Source organism: Bacillus sp. UNC69MF, from assembly GCF_000746035.1.
Lineage (GTDB): Bacteria > Bacillota > Bacilli > Bacillales > Bacillaceae > Bacillus > Bacillus velezensis.
In genome coordinates, this window is record NZ_JQKM01000008.1 from 122806 (window position 1) to 141774 (window position 18969).

Annotated in this window: 16 protein-coding genes and 4 pseudogenes; 8 read left to right on the forward strand and 12 right to left on the reverse strand. The window is 46.7% G+C overall.

The features are described from left to right. Positions 1-155: 155 nt before the first annotated feature. The 6 genes and pseudogenes from BR62_RS20045 to BR62_RS0108030 all read right to left on the reverse strand — a co-directional run. Positions 156-229 (reverse strand): annotated as a pseudogene (locus BR62_RS20045) (hypothetical protein); the annotation flags it as partial. A gap of 47 nt (positions 230-276) precedes the next feature. Continuing rightward, the gene (locus BR62_RS0108010) at positions 277-1686 is read right to left on the reverse strand and encodes an MFS transporter (protein ID WP_032870428.1); all 1410 of its coding nucleotides are present in this window, start codon (positions 1684-1686) and stop codon (positions 277-279) included. Beyond that, positions 1686-2156, reverse strand: coding sequence for an Rrf2 family transcriptional regulator (locus tag BR62_RS0108015; RefSeq protein ID WP_032870431.1), 471 nt, complete (start codon positions 2154-2156; stop codon positions 1686-1688). The genes BR62_RS0108010 and BR62_RS0108015 overlap by 1 nt, the downstream gene beginning before the upstream one ends. A gap of 222 nt (positions 2157-2378) precedes the next feature. After that, the gene (gene abc-f, locus BR62_RS0108020; RefSeq protein WP_032870433.1) at positions 2379-4010 is read right to left on the reverse strand and encodes a ribosomal protection-like ABC-F family protein; all 1632 of its coding nucleotides are present in this window, start codon (positions 4008-4010) and stop codon (positions 2379-2381) included. A gap of 277 nt (positions 4011-4287) precedes the next feature. Beyond that, complete coding sequence (locus BR62_RS0108025; RefSeq protein WP_015239267.1) at positions 4288-4815, reverse strand: GNAT family N-acetyltransferase; 528 nt, start codon at positions 4813-4815, stop codon at positions 4288-4290. A 117-nt stretch (positions 4816-4932) separates the two neighbouring features. After that, positions 4933-5790, reverse strand: coding sequence for a YitT family protein (locus BR62_RS0108030; RefSeq protein WP_003156057.1), 858 nt, complete (start codon positions 5788-5790; stop codon positions 4933-4935). 282 nt (positions 5791-6072) lie between these two features. Here BR62_RS0108030 and BR62_RS0108035 point away from each other — a divergent pair, with 282 nt between their 5' ends. Next, a complete protein-coding gene (locus BR62_RS0108035; protein WP_014304447.1) occupies positions 6073-7206 on the forward strand; it encodes a glycerol dehydrogenase in 1134 nt (377 codons plus the stop codon). A 145-nt stretch (positions 7207-7351) separates the two neighbouring features. Continuing rightward, positions 7352-8563 (forward strand): Bcr/CflA family efflux MFS transporter, encoded by a 1212-nt coding sequence (locus tag BR62_RS0108040; protein WP_015239269.1) that lies wholly within the window; start codon positions 7352-7354, stop codon positions 8561-8563. 28 nt (positions 8564-8591) lie between these two features. Here BR62_RS0108040 and fabF read toward each other — a convergent pair whose 3' ends face one another. Continuing rightward, the gene (fabF, locus tag BR62_RS0108045) at positions 8592-9827 is read right to left on the reverse strand and encodes a beta-ketoacyl-ACP synthase II (RefSeq protein ID WP_015239270.1); all 1236 of its coding nucleotides are present in this window, start codon (positions 9825-9827) and stop codon (positions 8592-8594) included. Between the two features lie 108 nt (positions 9828-9935). On the opposite strand from fabF, the gene BR62_RS0108050 reads away from it, so the two are divergent. Then, the gene (locus tag BR62_RS0108050; protein ID WP_007409314.1) at positions 9936-10775 is read left to right on the forward strand and encodes a helix-turn-helix transcriptional regulator; all 840 of its coding nucleotides are present in this window, start codon (positions 9936-9938) and stop codon (positions 10773-10775) included. Between the two features lie 41 nt (positions 10776-10816). Here the strand turns inward: BR62_RS0108050 and BR62_RS0108055 are convergent, their stop codons facing one another. Both BR62_RS0108055 and BR62_RS0108060 read right to left on the reverse strand, forming a co-directional pair. Beyond that, complete coding sequence (locus tag BR62_RS0108055) at positions 10817-11560, reverse strand: sulfite exporter TauE/SafE family protein (protein WP_007409313.1); 744 nt, start codon at positions 11558-11560, stop codon at positions 10817-10819. Between the two features lie 157 nt (positions 11561-11717). Then, positions 11718-12176, reverse strand: a complete 459-nt coding sequence (locus BR62_RS0108060) for a GNAT family N-acetyltransferase (RefSeq protein ID WP_007409312.1) — start codon at positions 12174-12176, stop codon at positions 11718-11720. Positions 12177-12307: 131 nt separating this feature from the next. Here BR62_RS0108060 and BR62_RS0108065 point away from each other — a divergent pair. The 4 genes and pseudogenes from BR62_RS0108065 to BR62_RS0108080 all read left to right on the forward strand — a co-directional run bounded on the left by BR62_RS0108065 (position 12308) and on the right by BR62_RS0108080 (position 15828). After that, positions 12308-13129, forward strand: a pseudogene (locus tag BR62_RS0108065) (MerR family transcriptional regulator). A 215-nt stretch (positions 13130-13344) separates the two neighbouring features. Beyond that, positions 13345-14217 (forward strand): DMT family transporter, encoded by an 873-nt coding sequence (locus tag BR62_RS0108070; protein ID WP_015239274.1) that lies wholly within the window; start codon positions 13345-13347, stop codon positions 14215-14217. Between the two features lie 175 nt (positions 14218-14392). Beyond that, positions 14393-15010 (forward strand): NUDIX hydrolase, encoded by a 618-nt coding sequence (locus tag BR62_RS0108075; RefSeq protein WP_007409309.1) that lies wholly within the window; start codon positions 14393-14395, stop codon positions 15008-15010. Positions 15011-15045: 35 nt separating this feature from the next. Next, a complete protein-coding gene (locus BR62_RS0108080) occupies positions 15046-15828 on the forward strand; it encodes a class I SAM-dependent methyltransferase (protein ID WP_032870435.1) in 783 nt (260 codons plus the stop codon). 48 nt (positions 15829-15876) lie between these two features. On the opposite strand, the pseudogene BR62_RS0108085 reads toward BR62_RS0108080, so the two are convergent. From BR62_RS0108085 to BR62_RS0108095, 3 genes and pseudogenes are all read right to left on the reverse strand, one after another. Further along, a pseudogene (locus BR62_RS0108085) lies at positions 15877-16404 on the reverse strand (isocitrate/isopropylmalate family dehydrogenase); the annotation flags it as partial. 217 nt (positions 16405-16621) lie between these two features. Further along, positions 16622-17047, reverse strand: a complete 426-nt coding sequence (locus tag BR62_RS0108090; RefSeq protein WP_020955408.1) for a hypothetical protein — start codon at positions 17045-17047, stop codon at positions 16622-16624. A gap of 427 nt (positions 17048-17474) precedes the next feature. Next, positions 17475-17975, reverse strand: a pseudogene (locus tag BR62_RS0108095) (isocitrate/isopropylmalate family dehydrogenase); the annotation flags it as partial. A gap of 182 nt (positions 17976-18157) precedes the next feature. On the opposite strand from BR62_RS0108095, the gene BR62_RS0108100 reads away from it, so the two are divergent. After that, positions 18158-18844: a GntR family transcriptional regulator gene (locus BR62_RS0108100; protein ID WP_032870438.1), complete on the forward strand. Its 687-nt coding sequence runs from the start codon at positions 18158-18160 to the stop codon at positions 18842-18844. The last annotated feature ends 125 nt before the right edge of the window (positions 18845-18969 follow it).

Genomic DNA, 18969 nt, shown 5'->3' on the forward strand with positions numbered 1-18969 from the left:
CGTACTAATGTAAGGGTTTCAGTTAGGATGAGTCTTCATTTGATTTTTGTTTATAAAAAACACATCGGTCCGTTGAAGGGACGAGTGTGTGAAATAAACGCTATTTATCGGTCGATGCTGTAACGCAGCATGACGGTATCGGATACTTGATTTCACCGATACGGCTCAATGGCGGTAAGCTGCTTTCCCTCGTTAAGAAGGTCTCAGCTGTTCTTCCCTCTCTTGAAATGTCCTTATCAGCGCCTGTTGATTTCGATATATTTCCACACAGCGCAATCAGTGATTTGCATTTTTTTCTGTCGCGGCATTGCCGTTATGGGCCGCCAGAAACAGCCATACAAGCAATGCGGCGAGGCTGTACGCCGCTCCCATCATCAAAAACGTAAAGCCGGCACCGGCGTACCAAGTGGCGGACAGATGAATGATCACACCGGAAACCGCTACGCCGACCAAGGCTCCAATTTGCCTGTTGGCATTTAAAGCCGCACCGGCGATATTCGCATGCTGTTGTCCGGCAGCCTGCATGATCACAGTTGTCATGGCAGGAACTGTAATGCCGGTGCCAAGGTTCATAACAGACATCAAAACCGCCAGCTGCCAATAAGGAAAATCAGGAGAAACAAGCACAAACAACAGCAATGCAATGATACAGCTGACCGCCATTGACACAAACATAAGCAATCCGGCTTCAAACCGATTCGCCAGACGGGCAAACAGCAGATTGCCAATCACGAAGACCGCCATCATCGGCAGCAGCTCAACACCGGCCATAAAGGAGCTTGCGCCTCTTGCTTCCTGCAAAAAAAGGCTTAGCATAAACATGCCGCCGAAAAGAGCAAAATTCAGTAAAAACCCGACGAATTGAGCAGCTGAGAATCGGCCGTTTTGATATAAGGACGCCGGCAGAATCGACGTTTCCGCAGAGATTTCCCGCAGCAAAAACAGCACAAATGCCAAAAGCGCCGCCGCGAATGCACCAAGAATTATGGGTGAGCGCCAGCCCGCTGAAGGCCCCTGTATCAAGGCAAACGAAAGAAAGCCGAGAGCAGCCATTCCAAGCAGATGCCCTGTAATGTTCATGCAGCTGCTTTTTCGCGGCACGCGGCCGAGTACTCGGTAAGCAGAAATGAGCGCAGCAACCCCTAACGGCACATTGATCAGAAAAATACTCTGCCAGCCTGCCGCCTGTACCAGCACGCCGCCAATAAAGGGCCCAAGGCCAGAAGCGGCAGAAACAAGAGCGGCCCACAGTCCAAACATTCGCGCCCGCACCCGCTCATCCGGGTAAGAGGCCGCCAAAAGACTGAGTGAGCTCGGCATAAACAAAGCCGCGCCAATCCCTTGCATGAGACGTCCGGCAATCAGCATCTGGCCATTAATAGATACGGCGCATAGGCAAGAGGCCAGGACAAAAACGGCCAAGCCCAGTATGTATATCGCCTTCGAGCCAAAACGGTCTGCCAAGGCTCCGCCCGCCAGCAGAAGTGACGCAAACGTAAGGATGTACCCGTCCACAACCCACGTCACACCTGAAAGTGACATTGAAAGGGTGTTTTTCATATCAGCCATCGCCACATTCACGACGGTTACATCAAGAGTTGCCATGAGGAAACCAAGTGCGAGCACGATCAGCACGGATAGGCCTGTTGATGATTTTGAATTTTGTAAAGACCCGCTGTTTGTCATTACAAATGCCCTTTCACTTGCTTGTTTACCCAATCATCTATTTTTTCAAGATCATACAGTTCCCCGACTCTGTTCATGACATGCTGCAAGGATTCTTCTCTCATGAGATTGGCCCATTTATCCTCGATTTCCCCCATGACTGTCTCCAGCACACAGTTGCTTTCATCCTCGAATACGGATTGCAGCAGGCCCTTCCCCTGATACATCGAACCTCTGCCTTCGACCGCCTGATAAACATCATAGAGCGTAATGTCCGTCAAAGGCTTCGTCAGGGTAAAACCGCCCTTGGTCCCCGGTATGGATTCTGCCAAATCGGCCTGTACCAATGTTCTCATCAGCTTCTTCAAATAAGACGGAGACACGCGTAAACGCTGGCTGATTGCTTCTGATGTTAAAGAAGACTGTACGGGCAGCCGTGACAATAACAGCAGCACAGAAACCGCCTGCTCCATCCCTGATTTCATTTTCATCCTATTCACTCCCGATTTATTATGGATAACTATTATCCACAATAGATCCCTTAGCAGCTTTTGTCAATAAAAAAAGCAAAAGAAACGGATCATTTCTTTTGCTTGGTACGGTTAACAAATCTGCTTGTGTTGAAGCGCTTCGTCACCATAAGTCATCTATTGAAACAATAAATCTTGGGAACAAAAACTCAAAAAACCCGTGACAATCACGGATTTTTACATTTATTTCAATTTCTTGATTTCTTCCGTCAGCTCTTTGAATTTTTGATCAAGCTCACGATATTGTTTATCAGCCGGAGTCATGAAGCTGAGTTTTCCGAGGACTTCCTGCCGTTCGGTCTCAAGCTTCAATCGCAGTTCTTCAGCATCGTCCCTGACGGAGGGAGATTCTTTCCATTGTTTTCGGACGCTGCCGTTTGAGATATCAAGCCGGATGTCCGTCGTCTTTTCGACAAAGTAACGATCATGAGATACGATGATGAGCGTTCCGTCGTATCGGGCCAAAGTGTCTTCAAGCTGCTCGCGTGACGGCAGATCAAGGTGGTTTGTCGGCTCATCCAGAATCAGCACATCTTTCTCCTCCAGAATAAACGCCATCAGTTTGCATTTGACCCGCTCTCCCATGCTCATCTTGCCGATGGGTTCCGTCCATTGCGCTGCGGTAAATCCTAAATGCTTCATGAGGGATTGAACATTTCCTCTTTCCTCGAACGTTTCTTTGTAAAAAAGCTGTTCGGGGGTTTTATCAAGCGGGAGGTCGAATACTTCCTGCGTTAAATATCCGACGTTTGCAGACGGAGAAATCCATATGCTGCCGTCCTGTGCTTTTTCCTGACCGAGGATGACCTTCAATAATGTTGTTTTCCCGCTGCCGTTCGGGCCTGTAATCGCGATCTTTTCACCGTGCATCACAGTGAAATTCACGTTTTTAAAAAGCGTTCGTCCGTCATATGACTTTGCGGCATCCCTTACTTCTAAAAAACGCTTTCCCGCTTTTTTGCGGTGCTCAATGGAAAAACGGACTTCATACTCCGCTTCAACCGGTTCTGCTTTCGCTTTTTCAAGCTCTTTTTCAAGACGCTTCTGCTTTGATTTAATCTGGGCGTCCGTGCGTTTTGCTTTGACGCGATGGTATTCTTTAAAGCCTTCTATTTTCGTTGATTGGGCGTGGGCTTTTTTTGACCAGGCGCTCAGCTCGTTCATTTGAGCTTCAATCCGTCTGATCATATGCTGCTGATTCTCATATTCCCGCTGCTGTGTCAGCCTTCTCTGTTTGCGGACCTCCATATAGCTTGAATAATTCCCTTTATGTTCAATGAGTTTCTTTCCTTCGATGGCCCAGATTTTTGTCGCCGCTGCATCTATAAAAGCACGATCATGCGAAACAAAAATAATGGTGCCTTTGTAATTCTTGATCTGATTTAGCAGTATTTCTAAACTGTGCTGATCGAGGTGGTTCGTCGGCTCATCTAATAACAAAAGGCTGCTTGAGGAGGAGAAACCTTTGGCAAGACGGGCTTTCAATTTTTCTCCGCCGCTCAATTGCGAAAAGGCGCGTGCGGGCACGTTCCACTTTTCTAACAAGGCTGCCTCCGCAGGCTCCGGATGGCCGGAATCATAAGCTTCCGTTTCTTGTTCCACCATATATATGTTCACATCTTGCATCATCTGGATCTGTCCTTGTGCCGGCGCTTTTTGATTGCAGATCAATTGCAGCAATAACGATTTGCCGGCGCCGTTTTTACCGATAACTCCGATGATGTCACCTTGCTGAACGCTCGCGCTGATTTGTTCAAAAAGGGGAACGCTGTTGATTTCATAACTGATGCCGCTTATTTTTAACATTTCTTTCATATGTCAATCCCTCGCTTTAAAGGGAGGACCAAAAAAATCCTCCCAATTGATTTGGAAGGATTAGCCGTACCTGTGCATGATCAAATAAGCTATTTTCACATAGCTTTCGTATCGTATAGAAAATGGGCAGACTAATCCTATTTTTTCTGATTTGAAATATTTGATTTCAAACGGTCAAAATAAGATTAGTTAATCATTGTCCACCCATCATCCCTTCGTATTTGTTACAAACAGTGTAGCACACACTTATCTGTAAAAGCAAAGGGTATAAGCCTTTTTATTCCAGATTGGAGACTTCCCACTCTTCTTCTAAAACGGCATAATAATATTCGTCCCACCATTCATTATCATGGGGGATGCATTTTTTAAAAAATCCTTCCAGTCTCATCCCGATCTTTTCCATCACCCGGTGCGAAGCCATGTTTTCCGGCTGACATGTCGCAATGATCCGGTGTAATTTCATCTTGTTAAACCCGAATGCCAGCACGGCGCGCGCCGCCTCTGAAGCATATCCTTTGCCCTGGTATTCCGGGTGAAACACCCAGCCGATTTCATACGTATGATCGCCAAAATACTGAAAAAAAGCAATGTGGCCAATGACCGTTTTCTCATCCTTCAATAAAACGGGAAACTTCCCGGCATGTTCACCGCTGTTTTCAGTAACGAATTTCCTGGCATCTTCTTCAGTAAAGGCACCCTCTGGTATATATTTCATGACATTTGGATTTGAGGTGTACGCATAGACATCCTGCCAATCTTCCGGTTCAAACGTCCGAATTACGAGCCTTTCAGTTTTGATATTCATTTTTTATGTTCCTCCATCAAAAAAGGTTTCATTTACTACTTCGATTGAAAGATGTAAAAAACCTTTGAGCGGGGAAGAGCCGAATAAAAAAAGCCTGCAGCTATACACTGCAGGCGGTTATTTTTCATTTGCGGCGGCGGGCAGGTTTGTAAACCCGAATTGCCCTCCGACAGCTTCTTTTACTTCATGAATAACGATAAATGATTTCGGATCAATTTTTTGAACATGTTTTTTGATTTTCAGCAATTCGTTCTTTTTAATGACAACATAGATAATGCGCTTGTCTTTGCTGCCGTAATACCCGTATCCGTAAAAAATCGTCGCCGCGTTGCCGTACTCGGAGGTGATGGCTTTGGCGATTTCTTCGTATTGGTCAGACATAATGGTGAGAGCTTTTTTATTATGGAAACCCTCAATGACAATATCGACGATTTTGGCGCACAGATATACGAATATAAACGTATACAGCATATGATTGATGCCGATCGCTAAAACGGATGCGAAAATGATGACACAATCCATATAAAACATGCTTTTCGAGATGTTAAAGCCCTTTGTGTAATTTAATAAATACGCCAACAGCGTGGTCCCGCCGGTAGATCCGTCAGCGATAAAGATCAATGCCAGCCCCGCTCCCATCAGCAGAGCGCCGAATACAATCCCGAGCACCATATCGTGCACGCCGAACGGAATAAAGCTGACGATGCTGAGAAAAACAGAAGTCATTCCCGTACCGAGTATCGTGTATAAAATCGTTTTTTTCGTTAAAAATTTATAAGCCAGCCCGATAAAAATCAAATTTACAACCAGAGTCGTAATACTTGCAGGTATATGGAAAAGATAATATAACACGAGAGCGATTCCCACGGTGCTGCCGTCCCCTAAATGATTCGGGATGACGAAAAATTCCACGGACGCCGCAATAAGAAAGGCTCCGGCCATAATCATCAGTATATCCTTGCAAATGTTCTTCATGTGCAAACCTCCTCTGCAGTCAAAAATATATAAAAAACAAAAACGCCTCAAAAATTATCCAGCAGAACTAAATAATTTTTAAGACGAATCATTCACAATCTCGTTTGTTCATTCAGTAAAGAATGATCAGCTTCAATATCGAAGATTATATAGACACCTTCACATCTTGTCAATGCCGTGAAAATTGATTTTTCTGCAGTGTATATGAGGTTTAAATCAATTTAAAACGAGGAATGATATCAGAAGAGTTTTCATTTCTGCTCTATCAATAAGAGAAATGTAATGAGAGACAACGAAGAAGGGATGATGACATTGGAACGAATTTTTATCAGTCCGGCCAAATACGTGCAGGGAAAAAACGCCATTGAAACGATCGGCGGACATCTGGAGGGCGTTGGTGAAAAAGCCGTCGTCATCGCGGACAAAACCGTATGGGATATCGCGGGCCACAAGGTGACGGCTGAATTAAAGAAAAGCAATATCTCTTCTGAAGAGGCGGTTTTCAACGGCGAAGCCTCCCAGGAAGAAATGAAAAGAATTGCCGGCATCGCAGAAAAAGCAGGCGCGACTATTGTCATCGGAGTCGGCGGCGGTAAAACGCTTGATACGGCCAAAGCCGTATCAGATGAAATAAACGGCTATACCGTTATCGTGCCGACGGCCGCTTCAACTGATGCTCCGACAAGCGGGCTGTCTGTCGTGTATTCTGAACAAGGCGCGTTCGAAAACTATCGTTTCTATCATAAGAATCCTGACTTGGTTCTGGTCGATACGAAAATCGTCGCGGAAGCCCCGCCGCGCTTTTTAGCATCAGGGATTGCCGATGCGATGGCGACGTGGATAGAGGCGCGCAGTGTCATCGCCAATGGCGGTAAAACGATGGCAGGCGGAATTCCGACAATCGCCGGAGAGGCTATCGCGGAAAAATGTGAAGCGGTATTATTCAAATACGGCCGTCTCGCTTATGAGTCTGTGAAAGCGAAAGCCGTTACGCCCGCATTGGAAGCGGTGGTTGAAGCCAATACACTTTTGAGCGGACTGGGATTTGAAAGCGGCGGCTTAGCTGCGGCACATGCCATTCATAACGGATTTACCGCGCTTGAAGGTGAAATCCATCACTTGACCCACGGTGAAAAAGTGGCATTCGGCACGCTCGTTCAATTGGCGCTGGAAAAACGTTCGCTTGAGGAAATTGAGCGGTATATCGCGTTTTATATCAGCTTGGGGCTGCCTGTCACACTTGAAGACATCAAATTGAAAGACGCATCTAAAGAGGACATTATGAAAGTGGCAGAAGCCGCGACGATTGAAGAAGAAACAATTCATGCCGCTTTTGACGTGACGGCTGACGACGTGGCGGATGCCATTATAGCGGCTGATCAATACGCAAAAGCATTTAAAGAAAAACACGCGTAAAACCTTTTACCGTGTGACCCGGACCCAAGGGCTGTTACAGCCCTTGGTTTTTTTATGCCCTTTGAAAACTTTTAAAAATAAAGAAAAAATTATGATACAATATACAAATGTTTTGAGAGATTGACAAAGGAAAGGTGGGAACGATATGCTGCATAATCCGACCGGTAAGGAGCGGCTTGCGCTGGCTTTTCTTCTCGGAATGCTTGCGATACTGGGGCCGCTCAATATAGATATGTATCTGCCGAGTTTCCCTGAAATCGCTGAAGATTTAAGCGCCCGCGCATCGCTTGTCCAGCTCAGTTTAACCGCATGTCTGATCGGACTGACAATCGGACAGGTTGTTGTCGGCCCGTTAAGTGACGCGAAGGGAAGAAGAAAACCGTTATTACTATGTATTTTTTTATTTGCGTTGTTTTCTCTGTTTTGCGCACTTGCACCGAACATTACTACATTAGTGATTGCCCGTTTTCTTCAAGGATTCACCGCTTCGGCAGGACTCGTTTTATCCCGTGCAATCGTCAGAGATGTGTTTTCGGGAAGAGAGCTTTCTAAATTTTTCTCGCTGCTGATGGTCATTACCGCCGTCGCGCCGATGGTGGCGCCGATGACGGGAGGCGCGATTTTACTGCTTCCGTTTGCATCATGGCATACGATTTTTCTCTTTTTAACCTTTATCGGGTTTTTGCTTGTTCTTATCATTGCGCTCAAGCTGACAGAAACCCTGCCGCCGGAAAAGCGGATTCCGAGCTCCATCGGAAATTCCGTGCGGACAATGGGAAGCCTGCTGAAGGATCGGTCATTTATCGGTTATGCGCTGACGGTCGGTTTTATTCACGGCGGGAGCTTTGCGTATGTCTCCGGAACGCCTTTCGTGTATCAGGATATTTACGGAGTATCGCCTCAGGTATTCAGTGTTTTATTCGGCATAAACGGTCTGGCGATCATTACCGGAAGCTTTATCATCGGGCGTTTCGGCGGAATCATTCACGAAAAAAGCCTGTTGAGAATCGGCGTGATTACAGCGATGACGGCGACTGCCGTTCTGCTCGTCATGACGATCATTCACGGACCGCTGGCGGCACTGGTGATTTCAATTTTTATTTATATGATTACGATCGGCATGACGCTGACAAGCACCTTTACATTGGCGATGGAAAAGCAGGGACACCGCGCGGGAAGCGCAAGCGCACTGCTTGGCATGCTTCCGCTTCTTCTCGGTTCCATCGTGTCGCCGCTTGTGGGGATGAATGAAGCGACGGCCGTCCCGATGGGGGCAATTATGTTCACGACATCCGTTATCGGTTCCATCGCTTTTTTCGCCTTAACAACAAAACCGGAGAAAGCAAAAAAGGAGTGAAATGATTCACTCCTTTTTTTGATGCCCGTTATTCATATTTCTTCAGCACGATCGCCGAATTATGCCCGCCAAAGCCGAATGAGTTGGAAAGGCCGATCGTTAACGATTGATGGCGGGGCCCGTCTGCTACATAGTCCAAATCACATGCCGAATCAGGGTGCTGCAGATTGATCGTCGGCGGGATGATGCCGTGTCTCAGGCTTTCTGTCAGAGCGATGGCTTCAACGCCGCCTGCCGCGCCAAGCATGTGGCCGAGCATTGATTTGTTGGCCGTAACCGGAATATCATACGCAAGCTCCCCGAATAATGTCTTGATGGCCAATGTTTCAGAAAGATCTCCGGCTTTTGTGCTTGTCGCATGAGCGCTTACGACATCAATGTCTTCCGCTGAAACGTTCGCCTTTTTCAAAGCGTTTTTCATCGCCAGGTATGCGCCCGTTCCTTCCGGATGGGAGGCCACCATATGATAGGCGTCAGAGCTCGCACCGTAGCCGAGCACCTCACAAAGGATCGGGGCATTTCTGCCGATTGCGCTATCCAATGATTCCAATACTAAGATGCCCGCGCCTTCACTCATGACAAATCCATCGCGATCCGCGTCAAACGGCCGGCTTGCCGCGGCGGGGTCTTCGTTTCTCGCTGACAGCGCGTGGGCATTGCCGAAGCTGGCTAATGACAAATTCGTAATCGCCGCTTCCGCTCCCCCGGCAAACATGATATCTGCGTCATCATTCCGAATGGCGTTGAATGCTTCCCCGATCGACGTATTGCCGATGGAACACGCGGTGACGGGAGAAAGTGAGGGGCCGAGCGCGCCTAATCTGATGCTGATTTGAGCGGCGGCCGCATTTGAGATCATCATGGGGACAAGGCTTGGGCTCACTTTTCGCGCTCCCCGTTCATTTAAAGTATGAACGTTATCAATCAAAGTCGTGATGCCGCCGATTCCCGAGCCGACGTACACGCCGAGGCGTTCACGGTCAATCTGATCGAGCTGAATCCCGGAGCTTTCAAGTGCCTGTTCCGCTGCCGCTAAAGCAAACTGGCTGAAACGGTCAAGCCGTCTCGCTTCTTTTCTGCCCCATCTTTCTTCTGCGTCAAAATCACGGACGGTGCCGGCTATTTTTGTCTTGGAGCCGGAGACATCAAACGAATCGATGAAAGAGATTCCCGATTTTCCTTCCGTCAGGTGTTTCCAAAATGTATGCACATCATTGCCGAGAGGTGAAATCACTCCCATTCCGGTGATCACAACTCTTTTCATGGTCATTCCTCCTTCGGTATGTATTTATTGTAACTCGCAATTATCCTATTACAAGTTGTTGATTATCCTAGTATAATAAATACCAGGGTAAGAGAGGAGAGATTCGGTATGATACCAGAAGGAAGATTGCAGGCGCTCTCAGAGTTTTTAAAAACGCAGCGGGCCAAAATTTCTCCGCAGATGGCCGGGCTGCCGATGGGCACAAGGAGAAGAACGCCCGGACTCCGAAGAGAAGAGGTCGCGCAATTAGCCGGCGTAAGCACCACGTGGTATACGTGGCTGGAGCAGGGCAGAGACATTAAAGTGTCCGCAGCCGTATTGGACGCCGTTTCCGATGCGCTGCAGCTGAACAAAGATGAGAGAAATTATTTATACGCGCTTGCCATTGAGGAGGGCGTGAAGCAGCCGTTTGCTGCGGAGGAAGAAGCGGTTATCAGCCCGTCCCTTTCAAAAATCCTGCAGGAGCTCCGTTATTGTCCCACCATTATCTCGGACAGGCGGTGTCATATCGTAGGGTGGAACCAGGCTGCGGCGCACGTGTTTTTAGATTTTGAACAAATTCCTCCTGAAAAGCGGAATCTCATAGAGCTATTGTTTTCCAGAAAAGAATTAAGAAGTTTAGCCGTGAACTGGGAGCACTTTGTGAAAGGATTCATCGCCATTTTCAGAACGTATTACGGCCAGTATGTAGCTGATACGTGGTATTCTCAGTTTATAGAAGAAATGGAGAAAACGTATTCGGAATTTCATACGCTGTGGAATGAGAGCGAAGTCAGCTCGGCACCCGAAGTATTAATTGAGTTCCGCCACGCGAAGGCGGGAAAAATGGTCTTTAACCTGACTTCATTTCAGGTTCAGGGCAACAGTGATCTGCGCTGCAGTGTGTATACGCCGGTAGATCATACCGAAACGGAAGCAAAGCTGAAAAAGCTCTTCGAAAACAGATGAAGAACAGAACAAAACGGGAGGCGGCCGCCTCCCGTTTCAGTTTAAAATAAAAGCATGAGACCGGCGATGGCCGGTGTTAAAAAGATGGCTGATTTCAGAATGACTTTCGGTACGAGGTTGGTGAATTTCGCTCCGACATATGCGCCGCACATCGTTCCGATCAGCACTTTGACCAACAGCATATAATCGACAAATCCTTCCGTCACATAACCGAGTCCTCCGCCGACCGCAAGCGGGATAATGACAAGCATGGTGGTGCCGACCGACTGGCGGATGGATAAGCGCAAAAGAATCATTAAGCCGATTTGGATGAAAGGGGCAGAGCCGATCCCGAACGTTCCGGACAAGATTCCTGCGATGACACCGAGTACAACGGCTTTCACCCATATATTCAGATTGCTTTGCCGTCCGGAATCTTCTTGTGTTTCTTTTACAATAAATAACCGGACTAAAATAAGCAGAGCAGATAAAAACAGCATGCCCGCCGTCAAGTAATGCAGCAAATCTGCGGGGATAAGGGAAGTAAGCCTTGCCCCGAAAAACGAACCGAATGCCGCAAAAACGCCGACGATGAGGCCGATTTTCATCTGAATATTGCCTTCACGGTAGTGGCTGAATGCCCCCGATAAACTTGTGAAAGCCATTCCGGCAAGGGAGGTGCCTAAAGCCGTATGAATCGGTACGTGAAACAGTATAGTTAAAAGTGCAATGACAAAACCGGCTCCCCCGGCGCCGATAAACCCGAGAATAATCCCGAGAAGAAACATAACGAGTATAATAAGCACAATCTTCTCCTCCATTTAGATGCCTGATCACCATGTTCCGCTCCGCTGTATCAGGTTTTAATAATCGACCGTAGTCCGTCGACCGTCGTCTAATATCTTTATGTTACCTCAAATTTAAGGTATTGGCAAGAAGCCGAATTGCTTTTATACAGAGGGTTTACAGCTCTTTCACCATCACTTTTTCACCATTGAAGTCCAGCTCTCCATTGAATAAGAAGCCGAATTTTTGATAAAGCCGCAATGCGTGCACGTTATCTTCAAACAGGCTTAAATAAATCCGTCTGCAATCATATATTCGAACGAGATGGCGGATAAGGGCATCAAGCAACAGCTTGCCCAATCCCCGTCCCTGATAGCGTTCATCAATAAAAAAACGGTCAAGCCACACTCTGCCGTTTTCATTTTCCTCATCATATTCCGGAAACCATCCGTACATGGCAAAGCCGACCAATTCCCCGTTAACATAAAGACCGGCCGGCTGATAATGCCGGCAATCCTCAGCATCTTGTAAGCACTCTTCCGCGGTTTCAATAAATGAAGTCTGGCTTTCACTTACATGAAGCGCCAGTATATCGGCACGGTTTTCTTCCGTGACTGTTCTGATTTCAATCGTCATACTTGATACTCCTCTTCCGCTTTTTTTGAGACGGTAAAGCTTTCATTGCGTAAGCCATTTGTGAATCAGCCTTCTCTCGGATACAATGATCATCATAAAGGATATGGTTACCGTATAGTCAAGGAGGCATTATGAGCGAAGACGTCAGAAAATACTTCACAACGGGTGAATTTGCAAAACTGTGCCACGTAAAAAAACAAACCCTGTTCCATTATGACGAGATCGGCCTGCTTTCTCCGGAAATCAAAAAAGCGAACGGATACAGATACTATTCCTATCATCAATTCGAACTGTTCTAGGTCATCGGTCTGTTTAAGGAGGTCGGCGTGCCCTTGAAGCAGATCAAACCGCTCTTAACAGACAAAACCCCTGAGGGTATCATCGCGCTTTTAAAAGAGAAATCTTCAGAAATCGAAAGCAAAATCAAAAAGCTGGAGCACCTGCAAAGGATGATTCGGACGAAGGTGAAGCTGACCGAACAAGCCTTGGAGACAGACTTTTCCTCCGTCTCATTGCAGCGATTAGATGAAGAGACACTTATGATAGGACGGCCCGTACTCCATTTGCCAGAACGGCAATATACTGCCGCCATTTCCGAATTGATCCGCTATATGCGGGTACATGAACTCGATCAGGGGCATCCGGTCGGCGGACTGTTTGCGCGGGAGCAGATTCTGAAAAAAGAATTCTACAACTACACCCATTTTTATATGAAGACAGAAGAAGGCATAGAGAATAGAGACCTCCATATCAAGCCGAAAGGGCTTTATGCCGTCGGGTACCAAATAGGGGATGAAGCGGAAGCGGCTTACCGCAGCATCATGCAGTTTACTGAAGAGTATGGGCTGGAAATGGGCGATTATGCATATGAAGAATATATGCTTGATGAGGTTGTGGCGGACGGGTTTGACAATCAGATCACAAGAATCCAGCTGCAAGTCCGCAATCCATAAAGCCGATGCCGCCGTTCATTTACGTCTTTTAACAAACCTTGTATAATGAGAAAAATCAGATTGCAATTGAGGTGAAAAACGATATGTTTCTAGCGCCCTTATTTGAACATGATGTACCGGCAGCACTTCTCCGCCCTTAATGGAGGAAGGTGACTGCGCTTCTCTCCGTTAGGGCATATGACGTGACCTAATATGATAACGGAGGGTGCATCAAATTGAAAAATACATTGTTCGGTTCGATTTATTTGGCATTGGCCGCCAGTATCTGGGGCGGTATGTATGTCGTTGTAAAAGTTGTGGTAGCGGTCATTCCGCCGCTTGAACTGGTATGGCTGAGATATGCGGTGGCGCTTCTTTCGCTTTTGATTCTCAGTTTATTTACACGCCAATCCTGGAAAGTTCATAAACGTGATTTATTACTGATCGCTGCGATCGGATTGATCGGCAACACGGTTTCGATCGTCACGCAGGAAATCGGCACGAAATTATCAACCGCGCAGATGGGTGCGATTATTACGGCATCCACTCCCGCATTTATGGTTGTATTTGCCCGGCTGATGTTGAAAGAACGGTTAACGCTGAAAAAAGGAATATCGACAGGGCTGGCGACGATCGGAGTATTGCTCATTGTGGGGAACGGAGATCTCAATATGTCGAGCCAGCTCGGCGGTCTCTCGCTTCTGGCTGCGGCGCTGACATGGGCTTTGATGTCCGTGCTGATGAAACGGGTTCCCGGCCATTACTCACCGCTTGTCGTCACAACGTATTCCATTTGCGTCGCATTTGTCATCCTGACCCCGTTTACAGCGGGCCCGCTTCGGGAGATTCCTTTGTCTCAGCTTGCCCGGCCTGAGATATGGGGCGGACTTTTATATCTGGGTGTGATCTCAACCGCCTGCGCGTTCATGCTTTGGAATCGCGGATTGCAATTACTGAATGCGGCAAGCGGCGGTCTGTTTTTCTTCTTTCAGCCGCTTTCCGGGACTTTGCTCGGCTGGCTGCTGCTGGGAGAGACGATCGGAGGAACCTTCTGGATCGGGGCGGCTCTTATTGTTTCAGGCGTCGTTCTCGTCATGAAAGAAAAATAGAAAATGAAAAAAAGCCATTCAGCAAATGAATGGCTTTTTTCTGTTTTTCCGGCAGGATTCGCCCCTCCATAAACAGAAAACAAGGAGCAGAAACGGATCATGGGCACCGGTACTCTCAAGGTGCAATATCCTGACTCTTGGGGTTTCGTCAATTAACATAACGGGCGGTGAAAAAATGGAGCCAAAATGGCTTGAATGGGCAAAACAGCTTCAATCCGCGGCGCAAGCGGGGCTGGCTTATTCCAAAGACATATATGATATTGAGAGATTTGAAGAAATAAGAAAAATAAGCGTGGATATCATGGCGCATCATACCGGCACCGACAAAAGGATCATCAAAGACGTATTCGCCGGTGACACGGGCTATCCCACTCCGAAAGTTGATATCAGAGCGGCAGTTTTTAAAGATCAGAGCATATTAATGGTAAGAGAGAAAAGCGACGGCAGATGGGCGCTGCCGGGCGGATGGGCTGATATCGGGATTTCTCCGGGCGAGACCGCTGTCAAAGAAGTAAAAGAGGAATCGGGAATCGAAGTAAAGCCCGTTAAACTGTTAGCTGTAATGGATAAGAAATGCCATTCCCATCCGCCGTCCGCCGCCCACGTTTACAAAGTGTTTATCAAATGCGAGATCATCGGCGGCCGGATCAGGGAGGGAACAGAAACAAGCGCCGCCGGTTTTTTTGCGGAAACGGAACTGCCGCCGCTATCTGAAGCCCGCAATACAGAAAGTCAGATTGAAAAGATGTTTGCGTATCTCAAACATCCGGACGAACCCGTTTATTTTGATTAAGGCAGCAATCAGAAAGAAAAGGGGGCCCGAGTATAATGGAGGATTCAATTAAACAGCAGGCGCAGCGGCAATTTGCCAAAAACGCCGCGAAATATGTGACTAGTCCAGGACACGCCGCAGGAGAGGATTTGGCGTATCTCGTTTCAGCCTCCGGTGCCGAAAAGCATATGGACGTGCTGGATATCGCGACGGAAGGCGGACATACGGCTAACGCTCTCGCTCCTCTCGTACGCTCTGTTATCGCCTATGACCTCACGGAAGAAATGTTAGCAGCCGCTGAAGCATTTATAACCGGAAACGGATGGACGAACGTGTCATTCGAAAAAGGCGATGCTGAAAAGATGCCGTTTTCCGATGCTGCTTTCGATATCGTCACATGCAGAATCGCAGCGCATCATTTTCCCGATGTCAGAGCCTTTGTTCATGAAGCGTTTCGGGTTGTCAAACCGGGCGGCAGACTGCTTCTCATTGACAATACCGCACCTGAAAAGGATGAATATGACCATTTTTATAATGACATTGAAAAGAAACGGGATCAGAGCCACTTTCGGGCGTGGAAAAAAACAGAATGGCTCCGTTTTCTGGAGACAGCCGGCTTCCGGATTGAATCCGCTGTCTGCTTTTTGAAACCATTTCAATTTACCGTCTGGTGTGAACGGGCAGGCCTGACTGAAGAGAAAGCCGCATTACTGGAAAAACAGATGCTGGATGCTCCTCGTGATATACAGCGGTTTTTTTCTGTAGAAAAGGATCAATCAGGCCGTATTGCGGGCTTCACAGGTGAATCGGCCTGTTTCTGCGTGACCCGTCCCGTCTGAGACGAAAAAAACCGCTGTGCAGTTTTCCTGCCCGCGGTTTTTTTCGTATTATCTGTTCTTGATTTGAGAAATAATAGCGGAAGTGACATCTTCCGTTGAATGGTTTCCGCCGACATCAGGAGTCAGAATGCCGCTGTTTGTGACCGTTTCAATAGATTGTAAGAGGAGATGACCCAGTTCCTCTTCTCCGAATGAATCGAGCATTAATTTCGCCGTCCATATTTGGCCTATAGGATTGGCAATTCCTTTCCCGACAATATCCGGGGCGGAGCCGTGAACAGGCTCAAACATGGAAGGATATTTGCCGTTTACATTGATGTTGGCTGCGGGAGCGATTCCGATGCTTCCCATAATCGCCGCACCGATATCTGTCAGCACATCTCCGAACAGATTCGAAGCGACAATGACATCAAAGCGTTCCGGCTGCGTGACGAAGAAGGCCGCCAGTGCATCGATGTGCTGGGAATCCGTCTCAATCCCGGCGTACTCCCGGCTGACCTCTTTAAAGATGTCAGCCCAGAACGGCATCGAGTGAACAATACCGTTTGATTTCGTCGCGCTTGTGACGTGTTTCCGCCAATTGAAACAAGTTTGTTTGAATGCTGACTGAGTGAGTCAACTCCTTAATCCTCCCTGCAATCCGGATGCCGTTGACTCACGCTAGAAACGCATCATCACACAGGCTCCCTGACATGCAGATCGATTTCCACTTCAGTTTTCCTTTTTCATTTTGCACATTTCTCCTGTAATAAAAAAAGCAGGCCATCGCCTGCTCATTATGTATTACTTAGTCTTATCTATATTTATATTTTACTCCAGATACCTTAGTAGATGCATTTGACCACTTATAAACGGTAACCGTGTAAGAAATCTCTAAACCCTTTTTCTTAGAATTAGCAGTTTTAAAAGGCTTAATCATATTATTAGCTCCTACTTGATACATTAAAACACTTAAACCAGTAGAAGGGTGTACCAACCCAATAATATAACCGAGAATAAGCCCTTTATTAGACCCCATGCTGTTATATCTAGAAACAACTTTTTTTACCTGATTTTTTGTGTAATAAACCTTTACCCTTTTTTTAAGAAGAACATCATTATCACACTGAGTCCCAAGATTTGTCCGTCGACAAGCTGCTTCAGAACTTGGAGCGAAAGCAGACAACACAGTAGCGAGAATACACCCCGCTATAAATAATTTAGTAACCTTCTTTAACACTTTTTTCTCTCATCACCTTTACTCCGTTTCGCAATGCTATAAATCACTAATGCACCAACGAATATAGCAAACAAAACAGTTAATAATACATTACTTAAGTCAAATACAGAATTAAGTAATAATACTATAATTATATATAATATCAAAAAAAAGTAAAATGTTTTTTTCATATTTTTTACCTCTCTAACTTTATTGTGTAAAGACATATTTGTGGATGTAACTTTTAATGTGAAGATGCCATTAGACCGTCTTCAATCGTCCTGTCTTGTACGTATATCCTCTTTTTTCACCACATTTAAAGGAGTGGTTACCGTTTCCTTGCAGTCCCCTGCTGCGATTTGTCATACAATTTTCTCTCTCTATCTCTTAAAAAAATTGTATCATTTCTTTGGCAAAACCCCAGCCGAACGCTTCCGGTTCCTAAACAGATCACTCTGTCCGTACCCCGTCGGGAAAAGACCGCATTTTGTATGGCGATTTCGTCCTCACCCTGATAGATTCTGCCGCCGACAGAGCTGTACTCGCCCTCACTGTTTTCGCGGACGACTATCAGATCAAAATCTTTCGGGTTAACGAGGGGGGAAGTGATTCCCGGCAGGAGCTTCGCCGGCCGCACATTAATCACCTGTTCAAATTCCCGGCGTATCTTGATGAGCAGCCCCCACAGCGAAACATGATCGGGGACGAGTTTTTGATTCCCCACCGCTCCCAAAAACAAAGCATCAAAGTGCTGTAACCTTTCTAATCCATCATCCGGCATCATAGTCCCGTGCTCCAAATAATACTCGCAGCTCCACGGAAAAGAAGTGAAATCAAAGACAATGCCTCCATGTAATTCGGCGATCGCATTCAACACCCGCTCCGCTTGAGGGACTGTTTCTTTCCCCACACCGTCCCCCGGTATGCTGGCAATCTTGTATGTTTTCATGTTTCCGTCACCTCTGAATGAATTGTTTTCGGTTTACGGCAGACCGTCGACCGTCGTTCATCATAATTCCATATTACGCCACATCCGATATGCTGACAAGCTCGGGAATGTTGCTTCCATAGATAAACTGTTATATGATCTTGGTAACAATAAGGCCTAAATTGTATGAAGAGGTAGGAAAGATGGATAATTTTAAATTAGATAAGCCAATCCCGTATTATCTGCAATTTTATTCCCAATTGAAAAAAATGATATTTGACGGGATTTTTAAACCGGGTGAACGGCTGAATGAGACTCAGCTGGCCAAGGATTTCGGAGTCAGCCGGTCGCCGGTCAGAGAAGCCATGCGGCTCCTTGAAAAGGACGGGCTTCTGACGGCAGACGATCGAAACGGCTTTGTCATTTATTCTTTGTCCGTTAAGGATGTTGAAGAGATTTATAAAATCAGAATGTCACTTGAATCACTGGCGGTCGAACTGGTTATTGATGAAGCGGCTGAGAGTGAAATTGACCTCATTGAAAAACAGCTGCGGGAGACGGAAGAAGCCGTCAATAAAGGCGTCAAAGAGACTGAGATTATTTCCTTAAACGAGTCGTTTCATCGGCTCCTTGTGGATTTCAGCCGCAACAGCCGGCTGGCCATGCTGCTTGAGCATGTCAATGTGCTGATTCATTTTTGCAGAGTTCTTAATTTTAAAGGAGATGACCGTGCGGAAGTTATTCTGCATGAGCACCGGAAAGTCTTTGAAGAAATAAAAAAGGGCGACAAAACAAAAGCCGTGCAATATATGACGGAGCATCTCAAGCATGATGAAGAACATCTGAAAGGCGTGCTGAGAGCGGAAGAAACAGACGAATCATCACGATAGACAAGGCGAAATGCCTTGTCTTTTTTTTGCCGATGTCATCGAACCGTCATAAAGACCTGACGGATGTTCCTTGCATGATTTTTTCCGCGTCATTTATGATGGATATGGAAGAGACGCAAAAAAGG

Bases quoted from the DNA above. Each gene is read 5' to 3' on its own strand.
- BR62_RS0108080 (WP_032870435.1), top strand. From the start codon at position 15,046: ATGGAGGATTCAATTAAACAGCAGGCGCAGCGGCAATTTGCCAAAAAC.
- BR62_RS0108100 (WP_032870438.1), top strand. From the start codon at position 18,158: ATGGATAATTTTAAATTAGATAAGCCAATCCCGTATTATCTGCAATTT.
- BR62_RS0108075 (WP_007409309.1), top strand. From the start codon at position 14,393: ATGGAGCCAAAATGGCTTGAATGGGCAAAACAGCTTCAATCCGCGGCG.
- abc-f (WP_032870433.1), bottom strand. From the start codon at position 4,010: ATGAAAGAAATGTTAAAAATAAGCGGCATCAGTTATGAAATCAACAGC.
- fabF (WP_015239270.1), bottom strand. From the start codon at position 9,827: ATGAAAAGAGTTGTGATCACCGGAATGGGAGTGATTTCACCTCTCGGC.
- BR62_RS0108010 (WP_032870428.1), bottom strand. From the start codon at position 1,686: ATGACAAACAGCGGGTCTTTACAAAATTCAAAATCATCAACAGGCCTA.
- BR62_RS0108025 (WP_015239267.1), bottom strand. From the start codon at position 4,815: ATGAATATCAAAACTGAAAGGCTCGTAATTCGGACGTTTGAACCGGAA.
- BR62_RS0108060 (WP_007409312.1), bottom strand. From the start codon at position 12,176: ATGACGATTGAAATCAGAACAGTCACGGAAGAAAACCGTGCCGATATA.
- BR62_RS0108040 (WP_015239269.1), top strand. From the start codon at position 7,352: ATGCTGCATAATCCGACCGGTAAGGAGCGGCTTGCGCTGGCTTTTCTT.
- BR62_RS0108030 (WP_003156057.1), bottom strand. From the start codon at position 5,790: ATGAAGAACATTTGCAAGGATATACTGATGATTATGGCCGGAGCCTTT.
- BR62_RS0108050 (WP_007409314.1), top strand. From the start codon at position 9,936: ATGATACCAGAAGGAAGATTGCAGGCGCTCTCAGAGTTTTTAAAAACG.
- BR62_RS0108035 (WP_014304447.1), top strand. From the start codon at position 6,073: ATGAGAGACAACGAAGAAGGGATGATGACATTGGAACGAATTTTTATC.
- BR62_RS0108015 (WP_032870431.1), bottom strand. From the start codon at position 2,156: ATGAAAATGAAATCAGGGATGGAGCAGGCGGTTTCTGTGCTGCTGTTA.